Source organism: Mesorhizobium sp. WSM4311, assembly GCF_002295115.1.
Taxonomy (GTDB): domain Bacteria; phylum Pseudomonadota; class Alphaproteobacteria; order Rhizobiales; family Rhizobiaceae; genus Mesorhizobium.
Genome location: NZ_NSFV01000007.1, coordinates 267,613 through 286,088 on the forward strand (window position 1 = coordinate 267,613; position 18,476 = coordinate 286,088).

Here is an 18,476-nt window from a genome sequence, read left to right on the forward strand (position 1 = left end):
TCCCAAGGGCAAGCGCTAAGCGCTTTTCCCGGGAAAAGCGCTTCACACTTTTCTGCAATTGCTCTAGCGAACGCGACGGAGATAGCCGTTGACGTTCCAGGTCACATTGGTGCCGAAGTGGTCGCAAAGGCCGGTATCGATTTCATAGTCCTGCCCACGATCGCGCAAGAACAGCTCGACCGCACGGCGTGGGCCGCCCATCAGCTTGGCGACAAATTCTGGACCATAAAGATCGTCGACAATACCGTCCTCGACGGCAATATACTCTCCCGCAACCAGCCAACGATCGAAGAAGCGCAGCACGGCGAGCGTCGTCTCGCAATGATGGTCCGCATCCTCGATGACGAACATCGGTCTGGGGAGGCTCTCGATCAGATCCGCCGGTAAGGTTGCCGCCAGGTCGCGACCGTCGCCACGATGAAACGTCACGCCCGGCACGCTGATCGAGGGCGGCGTGATGTCGATCGAGTGAATGACGCAGTCGACGCCGAAGCTGCGCATGATATCGGCAAACCAGAGCGCGCTGCCGCCCCATTTGGAGCCGATCTCGATCAATGTCCTGGGCTTCTGCTGCCAAAGCAGCATTTGGTACAGCGCCAGATCGAATGGATTTTTGTAGGTGGGCACGCCCTTGTAGGTGTAGCGCAAGGTGCCGTCTTGAATCGTCGCAAGCGGTACACCAAGCAATGCGCTTCCGGTGGCAAGACGTTCAATCATACGGTTGTCCTTCAAGCCGACGTCAAACCCGATTATGCGGTATGCCGCTGCGACACAGCGTGAGCGGGTCGGTTGGCGGTTCAGAAGATACTTGCCGAAGCCGGTGTAGCAACGGGGTCGCAACTCGCTGGTCATGAACGGCTTACTGGTACGAAATATCGCCACCCATATTCAAGGACATTCATGGCACGCAGCGGTATATTGCCGATCGTGATTGAATTCCCATGCGCCTCCCGCAACGCAGAACCGGTCGTCAGGACAGCGGCGGAACAGTGAGAGGGGGCTGGAACGCGGCGGCACATTCGCGCATGCTGGGACAACAGCGTCGTGAATCGCGAACAGGGCAGGCCGCGATCGCAGGGCGAACAAGGAGATTTGAGCCATGTCTTTTCTGAAACGTCTTTTCGGCGGTGGCGGCGGTGAAGCGGCCGAGCCCAAGAGTGCCGCACCCGCCAAGCAGGTCGAGCACAAGGGTTTCCTGATCAGTGCCACACCCTACAAGAACGATGGCCAGTACCAGACCTGCGGCATCGTCTCCAAGGAGATCGACGGCGTGGTGAAGGAGCACAAATTCATCCGCGCCGACCGCTTCGCCGGCCTCGACGACGCCGTCGACATCTCGATCAAGAAGGGCATCCAGCTGGTCGATGAACAGGGCGAGCGGATTTTCGGCTAGGGCTCGGCCACGTGGAGCCTGCATAAATCCAGCTTATCATCACCCCTAGTTTTTGAAGACGTTACAGGGTCTTTCGCCGTCTGTAGCTTCGACCCTACACATTGGAAATGACTGAGATTTGGTGGGTCGATGCAGACACATGCGCGGGTGGTGATTGTTGGCGGCGGGTGCGTCGGCGCGGGCATCCTCTACGGCCTGGCCAAGCGCGGCTGGACCGACGTCGCGCTGCTCGAACGCACGCAGCTGACGGCCGGCTCGACCTGGCATGCGGCGGGCCTCGTCCCGTCCTATGCCCGCAACATCAATATCGGCCGGATGATCAACAAGACCATCGAGATCTATGAAGGGCTAGAGGCCGAGACCGGACAGCCGGTCGGCTGGCACAAATGCGGCCAGTTGCGGATCGCCAATTCCAGGGACCGGCTCGACGAATACAAGAGCTATATGAGCGTGGCCGACGTTCAGGGCATGCGGGCGCATTTGCTGTCGCCGGCGGAGGCGAGGGCGCTCTGCCCGCTTCTCGACAACAAGCATATGCTTGGCGCGCTCTATCATCCCGACGACGGCCATATCGCGCCGGCCGACGTGACCCATGCCATGGCCAAGGGCGCGCGGGATCTGGGTGCCAGGATCCACCTGAACACGGAGGTCACCGGCTTTCAGCGGACCGCCGGCGGCGAATGGCGGGTCACCACCAACAAGGGCGACATCATTTGCGAACATGTGGTCTGCGCCACCGGCAATTATGCGCGCCAGACCGGCGCGCTGCTCGGCCTCGACATCCCCGCCATCCCGATCCTGCACCAGTACTGGATCACCGAGCCCGTGCCGGAGATCGTCGAGCGCAAAAAGCAGGGACGTGCCGAAATGCCGATCCTGCGCGACGAGGGTTTTGAAGGCTATCTGCGCGAGGAAGGCGACGGCTTCATGTTCGGGCCCTACGAGCGCACCGAACACCTCAAGCTGTTCGCCGAGGACGGCGTTCCCGCCTGGTTCGGCGCCGACCTCGTCGAAGAGGATTTCGAGGCGGTGTCGTGGAACTGGGAGCAGGCAACGCAGCTCGTGCCGGCGCTGGGACGTGCCGGGATCAAGGCCAATGTCCGCGGTCCCTTCCAGATGACGGCGGACGAGCTTCCGCTGATGGGACCGGCCTGGGGCCTGCACAATGTGTGGCTGGCCGAGGGCGTGCCGGGCGGCATATTGTGGGGCGGCACGATCGGCTATTACCTGTCGGAGCGGATCGTCGAGGGCGGCAACAGCCTCGACACTTCCGATCTCGATCCGCGCCGCTTCGGCGACTATGCCAACAAGGCCTGGACGCGCGAGAAGGTCCGCGAGGCCTGGGGCACGCATGCCGAGCAGAAATATCCGGGACAGGACATGCCCGCCGCCCGCCCGCAGAAGACCGCGCCGTCCTATGCGCGGCTGACCGAACTGGGTGCGGTCTGGGGCGTGCTCAACGGCTGGGAAATGCCGAACTGGTTCGCGCCCAAGGGCGTCGAGGCCAAGGACCAGTACAGCTGGCGCTGGACTGAAAAGGGCGTCTTCGTCGGCGAGGAGGTGCAGGCGGTGCGCAACGCCGTCGGCCTGGTCGAGATGACGCCGATGACCAAGTTCGAAGTATGGGGGCCAGGCGTGGCCGCCTGGCTCGACACGATCCTCGCCAACCGCCTGCCGGCGACCGGCCGGGCGGTGCTGGCGCATCACCTTACCGCTGCCGGCGGCGTGCAGGCCGAATATATGGTGGCGCGCCTTGGCGACGACAGTTTCTACCTGATTTCGACGCCGCGCGCGGAACGCTGGAATTTCGACGATCTCTCAAGGCTGCTTCCCGCCGACGGCAGCGTCAGCCTGAAGAACGTCACCAACGATCGCGGTTGCTTCACGGTCGTCGGGCCGAAAGCGCGAGACGTGCTGCAACCACTCACCGAGATCGACCTGTCGAATGCGGGCTTTCCCTGGTTCGGTGTGAAGACCGGCAGCGTGGCGCTTGCCAGCGACGTGCGGCTGCTGCGCGTCAACTACGAGGGTGAACTCGGCTGGGAACTCTACCATCCGATGGCCTACCAGCGGCAATTGCTCGACGCGATCCTGAGAGAGGGCGAGAAGCACCGCATGCGGCTCGTCGGGCTGCATGCGCTGGAATCGCTGCGGCTGGAGAAATCCTACCGCGCCATGTATCGCGACATGAATCCCGAACTCAACGCGCTGGAGAGCGGGCTCGAGCGCTTCATCCGCCTCGACAAGGGCGATTTCGTCGGCCGCGACGCGGTCGTGAAATACAAGGCGAGGAGCGACCAGCGCCGGTCGGTGACGCTCAGAATAGAAACCGACGGCGCCAGCACGCTTGCCAGTGAAGGGCTGTACATCGGCGGCGAACTGGTCGGCCGCATCACATCGGGCGGCTATGGCTACACGCTCGGCCACGATGTGGCGCTGGCGCTGCTGCCCGAGCGTCTCGGCACGCCCGGCACGAAGCTCGACGTCGCCATTCTGGGGGAATGGAAGACCGCCGAGGTCATCGCGGATTCGCCCCATGATCCCTCTTCGGCCAGGGCACGGATGTAACGCGCAGCAGCGGTGAGCGAAGGTATTGGGGGACGCTTCCAGCTTCCGTTGTTTTTTGCATAGGACTGTCGGCGCCCGAAAGCGGCTTCGGCCATCACTTGCCGATGTAGGCGGCCAGTTCGTCCGGCGTCCCATTTGGGAAAGCCTGTTTTAGAAAGTCCAAGAACGCCGACACTCGCGCGCTGAGCAGCCGCCGCGATGGGTACAGCGTCCAAATCGAGATTTCGGGACCGTCAATATCCCCCCAATTCACCAGTGTCCCGTCAGCCAAGTCGTGGCTCACCAACGAAATGGGAAGACGTCCTGCACCGACGCCGGCTCGCACGGCATCCCGGACCATGATGAGCGTTGACAGAACGAGGACCGGCTCGATTGTAATCGTTGACCGGCCACCGGGTGTCTTCACGTGCCATGTTTGCAGTTCGCCTGCGCCGCGGGCAACGCCAGGAGCGGCACGCTCACCGGTCGTGCGAGGAAGGTCGGGGTTCGCCACAACAACCAGACGATCGCGGAGAAACGCCCGTCCGACCAGGCTTTCGTCGGGATCTGGATTGACCCGGATTACCAGGTCGTAGCCTTCCTCGATCATGTCGACAGGCCGGTCCTCGGTCGTCACCTCGAGCTTCACCTCCGGATACTTGAGGGCAAATCCCGCGGCGATCCTCCCCATTGCCGTCTGCGAAAAATGTAAAGGTGCGCTGATCCGCAATCTCCCCTTGGGTCTCTGAGCGCCCGAGGCAATCGCCGAAGCCGTCTCGTCCAGTTCGGCAAGCAACGCCCCCGTCCGCTCGAAGAGCGCCCGTCCTTCTTCAGTGAGCTTCAGGTTGCGCGCACCCCGTTCAAACAGGCGCAGATCAAGACTGCTTTCCAACTCTCCAACGCGCCGGGACAGCGTTGCCTTGGGCCGGCCGGTGGCCCTTGCCGCTTTGCCGAAGCCACCATGGCGGGCGACGAGATTGAAATCGGCGAGCGAAAGAAGATCCATTGGTGTTCCACCAGTGAGACGGTGCGTCTAGAGTTTCCGTCTATTGGGCTCTCAGTGAGCCACACATATTGGAGGTGTCAAGCAACCCAACAGGAGAAATTTCATGACCATTCTCGTTACCGGCGCCACAGGCAATATTGGCCGCCAAGTCGTCGAACACCTCGTCAAGCGCGGCGCCGATGTCCGTGCTCTCGTCCGCGATCCGTCGAAAGCCAGCTTCCCGGCAGGCGTATCCGTCGTGCAAGGCGACTTTCTCGATGTCGATTCGCTGCGCAAAGCCATGTCTGGCGTTTCCACTCTTTTCCTCTTGAACGCCGTGGTGCCGGACGAATTCACCCAAGCTTTGATCGCACTGAACGTCGCCCGATCGGCCGGCATCGAGCGGCTCGTCTATCTTTCGGTGATCCACGCTGACGTCTATGTGAACGTGCCGCATTTCGCGGGCAAGTTCGGCGTCGAGCGAATGATCGAGCAGATGAACTTCAAGGCTACGATCTTGCGCCCGGCCTACTTCATCCAGAACGATCTGATGATCGAAGACGTTATCACCGGCTACGGCACCTACCCAATGCCGATCGGCGCCAAGGGTCTTGCCATGATCGACGTGCGTGATATCGCCGAGATCGCCGCCCTTGAGCTGCTGCGCCGCGAACAGTCCGCAGAGCCGCTTGCGCTCGACCGGATCAACCTCGTCGGTCCGCAGACACTGACTGGGACGGATATCGCCGCAATCTGGTCAGACGTGCTTGCCCGCCCGATCCACTACGGCGGCGACAATACAGAGGGCTTTGAGCAAAATCTCAAGCAGTTCTTGCCCGCCTGGATGGCCTACGACATGCGCTTGATGGGCGAGCGCTTCTTCACCGACGGGATGCGGCCCGAGGCCGGCGACGTCGAGCGCCTGACTGCGCTTCTGGGCCGCCCACTGCGCCCATATCGCGACTTCGCCTCAGCGATCGCTGGTTCGCGGGCGATAGAGTCGGCGGCGAGCTGAGGAGTAAAACTGGCCGGCTCTACAATGCCTGGATCAATCCCTCAAACCGCCCGCGAAGAGGCGAATACTCCGTTCGGGGCTCTTAATCCGAAAAACTTACACTGACGCCGCGCTGGCGAAAATAGGCCTGCATCAGCTTGCGGCCCGAGCGGTTGTTTTGCGCCAGCTTGGTCGGATCGAACACCGCCTGTTTCATCCCCTCGCGTGCCAGCGCGGCCTTGAGCGTCGCGATATGTGCGTCGATGTCGGCATTGTCCGCCCGAAGCGATGCATAAATATTCTCGGTCGCCTCGGCCACGGTCGGTTCGCTCACAGCTGTCGTCCTCTTGTTGATTGGGCGGCGGCTTAGCACAGATTCGCGGCTGCGCGATACCGATGCGTACCGGCCAGACTGGTCAGCCACAGGCATCCGATCAGCGCGGCGCCTAAGCCTGGCCGCTCCTGGCCGACTTCGTCAGTTCCTGTTCCAGGTCCACCAGTTCCTTGCCGCCGGCCATCAGGTTGAGCAGCTGGTCGCGGGTGATTTCGCCCTTGGCGTAGGTGCCGGTGCTTCTGCCGCGCTTCAACAGCGTGAAGCGGTCGCCGACGACATAGGCGTGGTGGACGTTGTGGGAAATGAAGATGACGCCGATGCCGCGAGCCTTGGACTGCACGATGAGCTTCAGCACCACGGATGCCTGGTGGACACCCAGGGCCGAGGTTGGCTCGTCGAGGATCAGCACCTTGGCGCCGAAATAGACGGCACGCGCTATGGCCAGGCATTGCCGTTCGCCGCCCGACAGCGTGCCGACCGGCTGTTCGGGATCGCGCAGCTGGATGCCCATCGCCGACATTTCGTCATAGGCGGTGCGGTTGGCGAATTCGGCGTCGAACTGGCTGATCGGCCCGAACTTGCGCATCGGCTCGCGCCCGAGGAAGAAGTTGCGCGCCACGCTCATCAGCGGCACCAGCGCCAGATCCTGGTAGACGGTCGCGATGCCGCTGTCGCGCGTATCGGCGGGCGAGGCGAACCTTGTGGGCTTGCCCTGGACGCGGATTTCGCCCTCGTCCGGCGAGTAGACGCCGGACAGGGTCTTGATCAGCGTCGACTTGCCGGCGCCATTGTCGCCGAGCAGGCAATGCACCTCGCCGGGGCAGACATCGAAGGACACGTCCTTCAGCGCCACGACCGAGCCGAAATACTTGCTGACCGACTTCAGTTCGACATAGGGCTCGGCCATCACCGGCTCCTCATGGCGCGGTTGCGCACATAGCTGTTGAACAGCACCGCGATGACCATCATGGCGCCCATGAACAGCTTGAACCAGTCGGTGTCGATGCCGGTGTAGAAGATGCCCATCTGCACCACGCCGAAGATCAGTGCGCCGAACATGGCGCCGATGGCCGATCCATAGCCGCCGGTCAGCAGCGTGCCGCCGATGACGACGGCGATGATGGCCTCGAATTCCTTCTGCGTGCCGCGCAGTGTGTCGGCGGAGCCGGTGACCAGCACCTGGACCGCCGCGAACAGGGCGGCCGCGAGCGCCGTCATGACGAACAGCGTGATCTTGGTGCGCGCCACCGGCACGCCGAGATTGCGCGCGGCATTGGCTTCGCCGCCGGCTGCAAAAATCCAGTTGCCGAAGCGGCTGCGCGTCAAGAGCCAGGTGCAGGCCAAGGTCAGCGCGATCCACCACACGATCGACACCGGAATGCCCGATATCGACGGCATTCCGTCAGCCCGCTTGCCGATCAGGCCGAGATCGGAAAGCCAGGCGATCAGGCCGGTGAACACCTGGCCGGAGAACAGGCTGTTGAGGGGATCGTTCTGCGCCAGCTCGTGCACGCCCGACACCTGGGTCCGCCCTGAAATGCCGCGCGTGAGGCCGAGCGTCAGGCCGCGCAGCATGAACAGGCTGCCGAGCGTCACGATGAAGGAAGGCAGGCCGGTCCTGACGACGGCGAGCCCGTTCAGCGCGCCGATGCCGCCGCAGACGGCGAAGGTGAACAGCAGCGAAAGCCAGATCGGCCAGCCCCAGAACACGGCAGGGATGGCGATGAGGATGCCGGCAAAGCCGATCATCGAGCCGACCGACAGATCGAACTCGCCGGCAATCATCAGCAGGGCCACGGGTGCCGCGAGAATGCCAAGCTGGGCCGAGACTTCGAGGAAGTTGACGATGCCCTTGGCGCTGAAAAGCCCCGTGCTTCCCGCCGTGATGGCGAAGAACACGAAGACCAGCACGGTGCCGGCGGCCGCGCCAAGCTCCGGCCTGCTTAGCAGGCGGCTGAGGCGTGAGACGGACCGGACCCGCTCGTCGCGAATCTCTGAAACCATGGCTGCTTGCCCTCAAGAGTGTAGCGGCCGGGGCGTGGCCCCGGCCGCCTGTGTTAGCGCTTGCCTTGTTTCGACAGCTCGATGACCGAGGCGGCAGTATCCTTGGTGACGAAGCCTGGGCCGGTCGGATAGTCGGCGATCGGCATGATCTTGTACTTCTTCCAGAGATCGAACATCGCGACCGGGATGTAGCCCATGGCGTATTGCTGGGCGTCGATGCCCCATTCCATCTTGCCGCCGACGACGGCCTGCAGGATCGTGGGCGAGAGGTCGAACGTGCCGGTCTTCACCTTGCCCGAGAGGCCCAATTCATCAAGCGCGGCCAGCGTCGGTTCGGCGCCGCTGGCGCCGACGGCGAGGATGAACTGTGTATCGGCATGAGCGGTCATGTAGGCGATCACGCGGTTCTTCATTTCGGTCGGGTCGATGACGCCGTTCATCACCGGCACGTCGACGCCCAGACCCTTGGCGAAGCCGGCGCAGCGGTCGTCGAGGCTCGAATTGCCGACCTCGTGGTTGGCGCAGACCGCCTTGGTGAGGCCGAGCGCCTTGATGCGCTCGCCGGCCATGACGCCCGCCTGGAATTCATCCTGCCCCATGAACAGCAGGCCGCCAAGGTCATGGGTGAGTTTCGAGCCGCCGGAATCGATGACGATCACCGGGATGCCGGCGGCGACGGCGTTCTTGACCGGAGTTGTAAGGGCGGCCGCATCGGGGATCGAAACAACCATGCCGTCGGGCTTCGAGGCCGCGATGGCGTCGATCATCTGCCCCATCTTGGCCATGTCGAAGGTTTCGGGCGCCAGATATTCGGCCTTGACGCCGAGCGTCTTGGCGGCATCGTCCATGCCGTTCTTGACGACCGACCAGTAGGGGTCGCCGCTCTGGCCGTGGGTGACGAACACCACCCGCGTTTCGTCGGCGGCCGCAAGGGTCGTGGCCGCCGCCATCATCGTGAAGCCGGCCAGCAAGCCGAGCGCGGGCTTTATTAATTTCGCAAGCGAAAACATAACAACCTCCTGTTTGTTTTCCGCCGCCGCAATTACGGTCGGCAGTCCAGTTGCCCCTTCATTCCAGTTTCATTCCTCAGCACTGGTTTCCTGGAGGCCGAATAGTGGCCTCGATCACTCCATGACGGTAAATCCAACCTCTTTCGCCATGCGCGACAGGTTCTTGAATCCCATCGTCGCATAGGTCAGCGGATTGGCCTTGTTGGGGTCCTGCTCGGCCTCGACGACCAGCCAGCCGCTGTAACCATTGTCGGCCAGCACGCGCAGAATGGCGGGATAGTCGATGAAGCCGTCGCCGGGCACGGTGAAGATCCCGTCCATGACCGCGCCCATGAAACTCATGTCCTCGGCGCGGGCACGCTCGAGCACAGTCTTGCGGGCGTCCTTGCAGTGCACATGCACGACGCGTTTGACCTGCGCCTTGATCAAGGCGAGCGGGTCGCCGCCCGAAAATATCGAATGGCCGGTGTCGTAAAGCAGGCCGACCGCTTCGCCGGTATGCCGCATCAGCAGGCCAACCTCGGCATCGGTCTCGACGATGGTCCCCATATGGTGATGAAAGGCCATGCGCACGCCGAACTCCGCCATTCTTTCGGCGAGTGCCGTGAGCTTGCGGCCATAGGCCGGCCATTCTTCCGGGCTCAGGGCCGGGCGTTGAGAGATCGGTCCCCAGATGGCGTTGTGGCGCCCGCGCGAGGTGTCGGCATAGACGACATGGGTCGAGCCCATATCCTTCAAGAGCTGGAGATGCGGCGTGATCGCATCCATCTCGGCGCCAATATCCTTCTCGTCGCAGCGGCCATCATACCACCCGGAAATCACCGCGAGGCCATAGCGGTCCATGATCGGCCTGAGCTCGGCCGACCGGCGCGGAAACTTGCCGCCGAGTTCGGTGCCGGCGTAGCCGGCCTGCCTGGTTTCGCTGAGGCAGACTTCAAGCGGCGTATCGCCGCCGAGTTCCGGCACGTCGTCATTGGTCCAGGTGATCGGATTGATGCCGATGCGAACCGTCACGGGCGAGCTCCTGATTGCTTCGATTGGGCAAGGTGGTGGCGGGTCAGCCCAGCCAGCAGCGTCATGTCGCGGCGCGCCTGCTCGGCAGTGTTGCGCACGGTTGAGCCTTCGACGATCGCCGACCAGAAGCCCGTCAGCTCCTCGACGAAAGCCTCTTCATAGCCGCTGCGGATGTCGCGGCTGGAAAGCGTGTGGCCGTCGGCGCCGCGGATGGTCAGCCGCGTCGGCTGGTGGTTGAGATAGGGCGAGGGAAATTCCAGCTCGAGCGAGGCATCATCGAAATGGAGCGTGATGCGCTCGCGGTAGTCGGGCAGCCCCGGCGTGGCGACATGGACCATGGTCCACAGGGCCTGGCCGTCGAGCAGCCGCACGGCGCCCTGGCCGCCTTCGCCTTTGGCGAAGAACGAGGCGCCGACGATTTCACCGTCGGCGACGCCGAGCGCATCGAGCAAGCCATGGACGGCGTTCACATCATGGACGATCGACGAAGAATAGGCGCCGACAAAGCCCCGAAAGGCCTCGGGATCGTCGATCCCGGGCACCGCGCGGTCGACCTGCTCGCGCTGCCTGGCTTCGGTCGAGGCAATCAGTTCCGCCGCGACGTCGTCGCCCCGGCAAGTGGAGGCGTGCCGGATGAAGGGCCAGGCGTCGGGATCGTTGACCTCGACCGAAATGTAGCGAAGCGTCCGCGCCGTACCGGGCAGCAAGTTCAGCGCCGCCTCGTAGCTCGGGTCGAAACGCTTCATATAGCCGACCTGGAGCACCTTTCCGGCGCGATCCCTGGCGGCGATCAGTTCGTCGATGTCCTGCGCGCCATAGCAAAGCGGCTTTTCGCAGAAGACATGCAGGCCCCTGGCAAAGGCGGCGAGGCTCTGTTCGCGGTGCAGCGCATCCGGCGAAGCGATGACCACGGCGTCAAGCGGCATGGCGAGCAGCGCGTCGAGATCGGAAAATGTTTCGAGGCCGAATTCCTCTGCGACGAAAGCGCGGACTTTTCGCGACGGATCGTAGACGCCAAGGATCTTGAACTGCCGGTGCAGCTTGAGCAGGTTCGGAATGTGCTCGACCTGGGCGACGCCGCCCGCCCCGATCACTCCCACCCTTATGCACTGCATCGGCCAGCCCCATCTGAACCCGAACGCTTTTTTCTTGAGGGTAGGCCTCCTTTGGTTCCATTGTTAGAACCAGATTCCATTGATTTTTGGGAACCAGATGAAGACCAGCTTTCCCGTCGACGGCATTGCCCTGGATCGCGACAGTCCCGCCAATCTGCACCGGCAGCTCTATGTCCAGTTGCGCGGCCTGATCGAACGGCGCGTGCTGCCGAGCGGGCACGCACTGCCCTCGACACGGGTCATGGCGCGGGATCTGAATGTCGGACGCAACACGGTGATTGCCGCTTGCGACCAGCTGGCGCTGGAGGGTTATCTGGCGATACGTCCGCGCCGACCCTCGGTGGTGATGGATCTGCCGACGCGTTCGGCAGTTGCCGAACAAATGTCGGTCGAGGACGCCAATCCGCTATCGCGGCGCGGCCAGACCATGCTTGCCCAACCCTATCATCATGGCCGGCCGGGTATGCTTGCCTTCCATCCCGGCATGCCGGACCCGGACAATTTTCCGTTCAACACCTGGTCGAAACTGCTCAGCCGCCGCGCGAAGTTCGCCCATATCGATCTTTTCGGCACCTATCACGTCAAGGGCTATCCGCCGCTCTGCGAGGCCATAGCGCGCTATCTCACCGCCTCGCGCGGGGTGAAGTGCACCGCCGAGCAGATCGTCGTGACCAATGGCGCGCAGTCGGCGTTCGATCTCCTGGCCCGGCTGCTGATCGATGACGGCGACACGGTGTGGATGGAGGAGCCGGGCTATTACGGCGCCGGCTCGGCCTTCGTCTCGGCCGGCGCGAAACTGGCACCGCTGCGCGTCAGCAACGCGGGCTGGGATCTCGATCCGCCCGATGTCGTGCCCCGCATGATCTTCGTGACGCCCTCCTGCCATCACCCGCTCGGCATAACCATGCCGATGGAACAGCGGCTCAACCTGCTGCACATGGCCGAGACCTGGCGTTCGTGGATCATCGAGGACGACTATGACGGCGAATACCGGTTCCAGGGCCAGCCTATTCCGGCACTGCAGGGCATCGGCGCGTCGAACCGTGTGGTCTATGTCGGCACTTTCGCCAAGATCCTTTTCCCGGCCATGCGGCTGGGCTTCATGGTGGCGCCCAAGGCGATCGACCATACGATCGTGTCGGCGCTGAGCGTGAGCGGCCAGTTCGCCCCCTTGCTGACCCAGGCCGCGCTGGCGGACTTCATGAACGAGGGGCATTTCACCCGCCATCTCAGGCGCATGCGGCGGCTCTACGCGGAGAGACGGCAGTTCTTCCTGGAAAGCGCTCAACGGCACCTCGGGGAATGGCTGGATTTCCATGCGACCGAATCCGGCATCCAGGTCGTCGGCATTTTCCGCGACAGATGCAGCGACAGGACAGTTGCCGAGGCGGCGCTCCAGCAAGGCATCAACGTGTCGGCCCTGTCGATCCAGTACCGCTACGGCACGCAGCAGAACGGCCTTGTCATGGGCTTCGCGGCCGCCGATGCGCAGACGACCGAAAGGACGATGCAGAAGTTTCGCACCGTGATGCAAAGCCATTTTTCGCGAATGAATGATCCCGGGTAAGCAACTGGGATTATTCGTTTAAGCCTGGCTCGTGCTGGTGGGTGGTGCTAGCCCAGATCGGCCATCCGTGCCCGACAGCGCACCTCGTCGATCGGCCTGCCAAGCGCGGCGAAGTGTGTGGCTGCTTTCTTGAACGCCGCCACGGCCCGGGTTTTGTTACGCTCGGCGCGGCGCTGCACGCCGCGCGCTTCCCACACGGCAAGGAACCCGGGCTTCGACGAAGGCGGGCGCCGATGGGTTATCACCAGCGCCCGTCTCCGCTTCAGGCCATCTGCAACTGCCTGCGCGGCAGCGGCGGGAAGGCGATCGCTATGCCGGCGGCGCCCAGGCCGATAAGGGCCGAGCCGATGAACAGCCAGTGGTAGCTGGCATAGGCATCGAACACCATGCCGCCCGCGAGCGGACCGAGCGCCATGCCGAGGCTGGACAGCATGGTGGCGGCGCCGAACACGGTACCGAGGATGCGCTGGCCGAAATATTCGCGCGCCAGCACCGCGTAGAGCGGCATGACGCCGCCATAGGTGGCGCCGAAGATGACGGCCAGCACATAGAACTGGTCGAGCTGGCTGACCGAGAGATAGCCGGCAATGACGATCGCCTGGATCACCAGACCCGCGATCAGCACCGGCTTGACGCCGAGCCGGTCGGCCAGCACGCCGTAGAGAAGCCGGCCGCCCAAGCCGGCGAGGCCCTCGACGCTGTAGATCGTCACCGCTGCCATGGGGGCGACGCCGCACAGCATGGCGTAGCTGACCATATGGAAGATCGGCCCGGAATGGGCGGCACAACAGGCGAAAACGGTCAGCCCGAGCACGATGAATTGCGGCGAGCGCAGCGCTTGGCCCACGCTCATGCCAGCCCCTTCGGCGACAGGCGCGGAACCGACATCCGCCACAGCGGGCTTTGGCGGCTGGCGCACCAGAAGCACCGCCGGCAGCAGCAGCACCCAGGCCATGATGCCGATGTCGAACATGGCGGTGCGCCATTCATAGGCCGAGATCAGCCAGCGGGCGAAAGGCGAGATCGTCATCGGGGCGACGCCCATGCCGGCCGAGACCAGTGAAACCGCAAGGCCGCGGTTGGTGTCGAACCAGGCCGTGGTCAGCGCGATCATCGGCGCGAAGAAGGCGCTGGCGGCAAGCCCGACGAGGACACCATAGCTGATCTGGAAGGTCAGCAGCGAGCCGGCGCGGCTCGCCACCACAAGTGCCAGGCCGAGCAGCACGGCACCGATCGCCACGACGATGCGGGCGCCGAAGCGGTCGGACAGCGCGCCCCAGGCGAAGCCGCCAAGGCCCATGACCAGGAAGTTGAGCGTCATGGCGCTCGAAATGCCGGCGCGCGACCACTGCGTGTCGATCGCCATCGGTTCGAGGAAAATCGCCAGCGAAAACATCGTCCCGATGGCGACACAGGACATCAGCGCACCAGCGGCGACGATGACCCAACGATAGGAAAGGTTCATGCAAATCTCCCATGCCAGAGGGCAGCGCCCAGCGCTGCTTGCGTCCGAAGGACGATGGCACCGAAACCGATCCTACAATCCGGTTGCATTTTTTATCCAGTCTGAAACGCTGCTCCAGGCATCCTGGCCGCTCTGTGGCACCAGTCAGATCGGCAGTTCCGACGTGTACTTGATCGTCCAGCTCGGCACGTCGGTCTTGACGTTCTGGACGCCCTTGATGCGGCTCAGATGCTCCGACTGGAAGCGGCGATAGTCGTTGACGTCGGCCGCCACCACGCGCACCAGGGCATCGCAGTCGCCGAGCATCAGGTAGCATTCCATGACCTGGGGCAGCTTGGCCACTTCGCTGGCGAAATGCTGGACCGTGTCCTCGTCCTGCGTCTTCAGCCAGATGCGGGTGAAGAAGGTGAGGCCCTTGCCGATGCTGGCCGGGTTGAGCACGGCGACATAGCGGTCGATGACGCCGGCCTCCTCCAGAAGCTTGACGCGCCGCAGGCAAGGCGAGGGCGACAGGCCGACCTCGTTGGCCAAATCGTTGTTGGCCATGCGGCCGTTGCGTTGCAGTGCCCGCAGGATGCGCTTGTCGATGTCGTCGAGCGTCATGGCTCTGGATTCCATTTTATCGGATATTTGTGACAATCAGTGCCAAAAATGGAGAGAATGCAACAATCTTCGCAACCAAATTGCCGAGAAGTGTGGGTATGTTTGCCGCCGGTATCATGAGAGTTCAAAACCGAGGGAAGCGCTGGCCGCGAGGCCGGCCGACGGCAGAGCATGAGCATTTCACAGGCAGTCGAAGCGGCGGGCTACGGCTCGCGATCCGAGTTCCGCCGGGGCGTGGCGTCCTGCGCGCCGGTGCTGTTGGGCACCATCCCCTATGCGCTGGTGCTTGGCGCCCAGGCGGCCCAGAAAGGGTTGAGCACGCTCGAACTGTCCATGATGACGGGGCTGAACTTCGCCGGCGGCTCGGAATTCGCGGCGACAGCCCTTGCGCCATTCCTGCGCGATCTGCCGCGGCGCAAGGCGTTTCCAGCACTTTTCTTCCTGTGCGACGAAAGCTGGGCGCTGGGCCTGGCCGACGCCAAACAGCGTGCCGCGGCTGATATCACGCCGGTCTTCAGCCCGCGCTACTATATGGGCGCGGCACTGGTGATGTACCTGACCTGGGCTTCCTTCACCACGCTCGGCGCCTTGCTCGGCCCGATGCTCGGTCATGTCGAGACCTATGGTTTCGACATGGCGTTTCCGGCTGTTTTCCTGGTGCTGATGCGCGGCATGTGGAAAAGCGTGGCGGCGGCACGGCCCTGGCTGGTCAGCCTGGTCGTCGCGGCCCTTGTCCATCTCTTCATTCCCGGCGCCTGGTATGTCGCGGCGGGCGCGGTGTCGGGGCCGCTTGCTGGCTGGCTGATGGCAGGTGACGCGTGATCGACATGGCAACCCTTGTCACCATCGTGCTGATGGCCGGCGTCACCTATCTCACGCGGATCGGCGGCTATGTGATGCTGCGCAACCGCGTGCTCAGCGCGCGGGCGACCGCGACGATGGAGGCGGCGCCCGGTTGCGTGCTGATCTCGGTCATCGCGCCGGCCTTCGTGTCGCGCAATCCCGCCGACCTTCTGGCGCTGGCCATCACCTTCATCGCGGCGACGCGGCTTTCCATGCTCCCGACCGTGCTGATCGGCGTCGCTGCGGCGGGGCTGCTGAGGCATTTCATGGGCTAAAATGAAAAAGGCAGGCGCGAACGCCTGCCTTTCGAGTTCCGATGATCGAGGCGCCCTACGCGGCAGCGGCGGCCTGCTGGCTGGCGACCACGGCGTCGACCTTGGCGGTCGCCTTGGCGAGCGCCGCGGTGACCGCGTCGGGGCCCATGCCGACGCCTTCGATGCGGATGACGTCGACGTCGGTCATGCCGAGGAAGCCGAGCACGCCGCGCAGATAGGGAATGGCGTGATCGAACTGCACGGCCGCACCCTCGGAATAGATGCCGCCCGAAGCCAGCACGATATAGACCTTCTTACCGGTGACGAGCCCCTTGGGGCCGTTCTCGCCATAGGCAAAGCTGCGGCCGGAGCGGGCGATGTGGTCGACCCAGGACTTCAGCGTCGAGGAGATGTTGAAGTTGATGAAGCCGGTGGCGAGGATCACCGTGTCGGCGGCGAACAGCTCGTCGAGCACGACGTCGGAGACACCGACGACTTCAGCCTGGCGCGGGGTGCGCGCTTCAGCCGGCGTGTAGATGCCGGTCGAATAGTCGGCATCGATATGCGGCAGCGGATTGGCCACGAGGTCGCGCACGACAAGCGTGTTCGACGGATCGGCGGCGAGGAGCTTTTCGGCGAATTCGATGGCGATGCGGGTCGAGTGCGAGGCAGCGCCGCGCGGGCTTGAGGTAACGAGAAGAATGGACATGGCGGGTCTCTCCAGTGGAATGAATTGTCCCGCTAGATATGGGATATCTATCCATCAGATAAACTGGTATATTTTATATACGATCCATCCACAAAATAGATACAACGATGCAGCCCAATCCAACACTCGACCAGCTTCAGATATTCGTTGCCGTCGCCGATAGCGGGAGTTTCTCGGCCGCCGGCCGCAAGCTCAACCGGGCGCAATCCGTCATCAGTTATGGCATCGCCAATCTCGAGGCACAGCTGGGGCTGAAGCTGTTCGAACGCGAGGGCACGCGCGAGCCGCAACTGACCGAGATCGGCCGGGCGATGCTGGAGGATGCAAGGCGCATGATCGGCGTGCTGCAGCGTATGCGTTCGCGCGTCGATGGCCATCATCATGGGCTGGAGGCCGAAGTGGCGCTGTCGGTCGATGCGACGTTGCCTTCGCCCGTGCTGGTGCGGGTGCTGAAGGCGTTCGAGGCACAGTTTCCGACCGTGATGCTGCGCCTGCATATAGGCTCGCTTGGATTGATCCCCGACCATGTCGTCAATGGACAGGCGGATCTCGGCATTGGCGGCCTGCTGGGCAAGGTCGACGTCCATCTCGTGCGCATCGGCTTCATGTCGATGATGCCGGCGGCGGCACCCAGCCATCCCCTGGCGCTGCTGCCGAAGCCGGTGAAGATCGAGGATGTGCGCGAGCACACGCAACTTGTCGTCACCGATCAGTCCGAACGCACCAAGGGGCGCGACTACGGCGTCTTTGCCTACCGCACCTGGCGGCTTTCGGACATGCGCACCAAGCATACGCTGATGCGCGAGGGGCTGGGCTGGGGTGGGCTGCCGCGCTGGCTGATCGCCGACGACCTGGCCACCGGCCGCCTGGTGGAACTTGATCTCGAACCCTACGAGGAAATCAGTTCGCCATTGTTTGCCATGCACCGCAACGATCGCAGCCCGAAGCCGGCCGCCGCCTGGCTGATCGAACGGTTCAAAAGCGAACTCGGCTGCTTCAACGAGTTCGAGCCGGGCGAGGTGCCTGACGAGGAAGCGCCGGAGACAATCCATCAATCAGCGCCATGAGCACGGCGCGGTAATCCTGCGCCGAAGCGCCGGCCTCGATGGCCAGCGCGGCGCGGTCGAAGGCGGAGGCGAGCAGCGCGGTTAGTGCATCCACCGGCAATCTCGTCATCGTGTTGGCCCGCATCGCCGCGACCAGGCCCTCGCGCAGCGAGCGGTTGCCGTGGCGGTTGTCGATCGCATCCATGGCGGCGCGGCCAAGCACGGCGGGGCCATCAAGCAGCAGCAGCCGCGTGCGGCCGGGCGCGCGCATGGCGTCGAGATAGGCGTCGGATCCAGCGATGAGCGCATCGCGGGCTTCGAGCGAGGATGGCGACGCGCGCTCGATCTCCTGCGCCACCGCCTGTGCCTCCTGATCGACCACGGCGGCGAACAGCGCCTGTTTATCGGCGAAGTGATGGTAGAGCGCGCCGCGCGTCACGCCGGCCGCGGTGACGATCTCCGGCGTGCCGGTCTCGGCATAGGATTTTTCCGTGAACAGTTTTCGCGCCGCCGCGATCAAATCGGCGCGCGTCGCCTCGGTGCGGTCGCGATTGGAACGGCGCGTGGATTCCTGTTGCATACATGCAGCCTGT

At 63.6% G+C, this 18,476-nt stretch carries 20 protein-coding genes; 7 read left to right on the forward strand and 13 right to left on the reverse strand.

Features of this window, described 5'->3' with window-relative positions:
* Positions 1-63 precede the first annotated feature (63 nt).
* Positions 64-852: a CmcI family methyltransferase gene (locus CK226_RS20470; protein WP_245318153.1), complete on the reverse strand. Its 789-nt coding sequence runs from the start codon at positions 850-852 to the stop codon at positions 64-66.
* A gap of 247 nt (positions 853-1,099) precedes the next feature.
* On the opposite strand from CK226_RS20470, the gene CK226_RS20475 reads away from it, so the two are divergent.
* Complete coding sequence (locus tag CK226_RS20475) at positions 1,100-1,393, forward strand: HlyU family transcriptional regulator (RefSeq protein ID WP_095792876.1); 294 nt, start codon at positions 1,100-1,102, stop codon at positions 1,391-1,393.
* A gap of 129 nt (positions 1,394-1,522) precedes the next feature.
* Positions 1,523-3,961 carry an FAD-dependent oxidoreductase gene (locus tag CK226_RS20480; RefSeq protein WP_095792877.1) on the forward strand — a complete coding sequence of 813 codons (2,439 nt, stop codon included), beginning with the start codon at positions 1,523-1,525 and terminating at the stop codon, positions 3,959-3,961.
* A 94-nt stretch (positions 3,962-4,055) separates the two neighbouring features.
* Here CK226_RS20480 and CK226_RS20485 read toward each other — a convergent pair whose 3' ends face one another.
* A complete protein-coding gene (locus CK226_RS20485; RefSeq protein ID WP_095792878.1) occupies positions 4,056-4,946 on the reverse strand; it encodes a LysR family transcriptional regulator in 891 nt (296 codons plus the stop codon).
* Between the two features lie 103 nt (positions 4,947-5,049).
* On the opposite strand from CK226_RS20485, the gene CK226_RS20490 reads away from it, so the two are divergent.
* Positions 5,050-5,940: an NmrA/HSCARG family protein gene (locus CK226_RS20490; RefSeq protein WP_095792879.1), complete on the forward strand. Its 891-nt coding sequence runs from the start codon at positions 5,050-5,052 to the stop codon at positions 5,938-5,940.
* Positions 5,941-6,022: 82 nt separating this feature from the next.
* On the opposite strand, the gene CK226_RS20495 is transcribed toward CK226_RS20490, so the two are convergent.
* The 6 genes from CK226_RS20495 to CK226_RS20520 form a co-directional block, all read right to left on the reverse strand.
* Positions 6,023-6,253: a hypothetical protein gene (locus CK226_RS20495; protein WP_095773656.1), complete on the reverse strand. Its 231-nt coding sequence runs from the start codon at positions 6,251-6,253 to the stop codon at positions 6,023-6,025.
* Positions 6,254-6,365: 112 nt separating this feature from the next.
* A complete protein-coding gene (locus CK226_RS20500) occupies positions 6,366-7,160 on the reverse strand; it encodes an ATP-binding cassette domain-containing protein (RefSeq protein ID WP_095773657.1) in 795 nt (264 codons plus the stop codon).
* On the reverse strand, positions 7,160-8,257 hold the full coding sequence (locus tag CK226_RS20505; RefSeq protein ID WP_095789154.1) for an ABC transporter permease: 1,098 nt from the start codon (positions 8,255-8,257) through the stop codon (positions 7,160-7,162). Before CK226_RS20505 ends, CK226_RS20500 begins: the two co-directional genes overlap by 1 nt.
* 53 nt (positions 8,258-8,310) lie before the next feature.
* On the reverse strand, positions 8,311-9,267 hold the full coding sequence (locus CK226_RS20510) for a sugar ABC transporter substrate-binding protein (RefSeq protein WP_095773659.1): 957 nt from the start codon (positions 9,265-9,267) through the stop codon (positions 8,311-8,313).
* Between the two features lie 114 nt (positions 9,268-9,381).
* A complete protein-coding gene (gene iolE, locus CK226_RS20515) occupies positions 9,382-10,281 on the reverse strand; it encodes a myo-inosose-2 dehydratase (protein ID WP_095773660.1) in 900 nt (299 codons plus the stop codon).
* Positions 10,278-11,396 carry a Gfo/Idh/MocA family oxidoreductase gene (locus CK226_RS20520; RefSeq protein ID WP_095792880.1) on the reverse strand — a complete coding sequence of 373 codons (1,119 nt, stop codon included), beginning with the start codon at positions 11,394-11,396 and terminating at the stop codon, positions 10,278-10,280. The genes iolE and CK226_RS20520 overlap by 4 nt, the downstream gene beginning before the upstream one ends.
* A 97-nt stretch (positions 11,397-11,493) precedes the next feature.
* Here CK226_RS20520 and CK226_RS20525 point away from each other — a divergent pair, with 97 nt between their 5' ends.
* The gene (locus CK226_RS20525; protein ID WP_095792881.1) at positions 11,494-12,963 is read left to right on the forward strand and encodes a PLP-dependent aminotransferase family protein; all 1,470 of its coding nucleotides are present in this window, start codon (positions 11,494-11,496) and stop codon (positions 12,961-12,963) included.
* A gap of 47 nt (positions 12,964-13,010) precedes the next feature.
* Here CK226_RS20525 and CK226_RS20530 read toward each other — a convergent pair whose 3' ends face one another.
* The 3 genes from CK226_RS20530 to CK226_RS20540 all read right to left on the reverse strand — a co-directional run bounded on the left by CK226_RS20530 (position 13,011) and on the right by CK226_RS20540 (position 15,031).
* The gene (locus CK226_RS20530) at positions 13,011-13,208 is read right to left on the reverse strand and encodes a hypothetical protein (RefSeq protein WP_095792882.1); all 198 of its coding nucleotides are present in this window, start codon (positions 13,206-13,208) and stop codon (positions 13,011-13,013) included.
* Positions 13,209-13,225: 17 nt separating this feature from the next.
* Positions 13,226-14,428 (reverse strand): MFS transporter, encoded by a 1,203-nt coding sequence (locus CK226_RS20535; protein WP_095792883.1) that lies wholly within the window; start codon positions 14,426-14,428, stop codon positions 13,226-13,228.
* Positions 14,429-14,572: 144 nt separating this feature from the next.
* Positions 14,573-15,031 carry an Lrp/AsnC family transcriptional regulator gene (locus CK226_RS20540; RefSeq protein ID WP_095773733.1) on the reverse strand — a complete coding sequence of 153 codons (459 nt, stop codon included), beginning with the start codon at positions 15,029-15,031 and terminating at the stop codon, positions 14,573-14,575.
* Between the two features lie 171 nt (positions 15,032-15,202).
* On the opposite strand from CK226_RS20540, the gene CK226_RS20545 reads away from it, so the two are divergent.
* Positions 15,203-15,853 carry an AzlC family ABC transporter permease gene (locus CK226_RS20545; RefSeq protein WP_095792884.1) on the forward strand — a complete coding sequence of 217 codons (651 nt, stop codon included), beginning with the start codon at positions 15,203-15,205 and terminating at the stop codon, positions 15,851-15,853.
* 5 nt (positions 15,854-15,858) lie between these two features.
* Positions 15,859-16,149 carry an AzlD family protein gene (locus tag CK226_RS20550; RefSeq protein WP_210202246.1) on the forward strand — a complete coding sequence of 97 codons (291 nt, stop codon included), beginning with the start codon at positions 15,859-15,861 and terminating at the stop codon, positions 16,147-16,149.
* A gap of 55 nt (positions 16,150-16,204) precedes the next feature.
* On the opposite strand, the gene CK226_RS20555 is transcribed toward CK226_RS20550, so the two are convergent.
* Complete coding sequence (locus CK226_RS20555; protein ID WP_095792886.1) at positions 16,205-16,837, reverse strand: FMN-dependent NADH-azoreductase; 633 nt, start codon at positions 16,835-16,837, stop codon at positions 16,205-16,207.
* Between the two features lie 107 nt (positions 16,838-16,944).
* Between CK226_RS20555 and CK226_RS20560 the strand changes: the two genes are divergently transcribed.
* Complete coding sequence (locus CK226_RS20560) at positions 16,945-17,904, forward strand: LysR family transcriptional regulator (RefSeq protein ID WP_095792887.1); 960 nt, start codon at positions 16,945-16,947, stop codon at positions 17,902-17,904.
* Here CK226_RS20560 and CK226_RS20565 read toward each other — a convergent pair.
* A complete protein-coding gene (locus CK226_RS20565; protein ID WP_095773668.1) occupies positions 17,834-18,463 on the reverse strand; it encodes a TetR/AcrR family transcriptional regulator in 630 nt (209 codons plus the stop codon). The two genes, CK226_RS20560 and CK226_RS20565, sit on opposite strands and share 71 nt — an antisense overlap.
* Positions 18,464-18,476 lie beyond the last annotated feature (13 nt).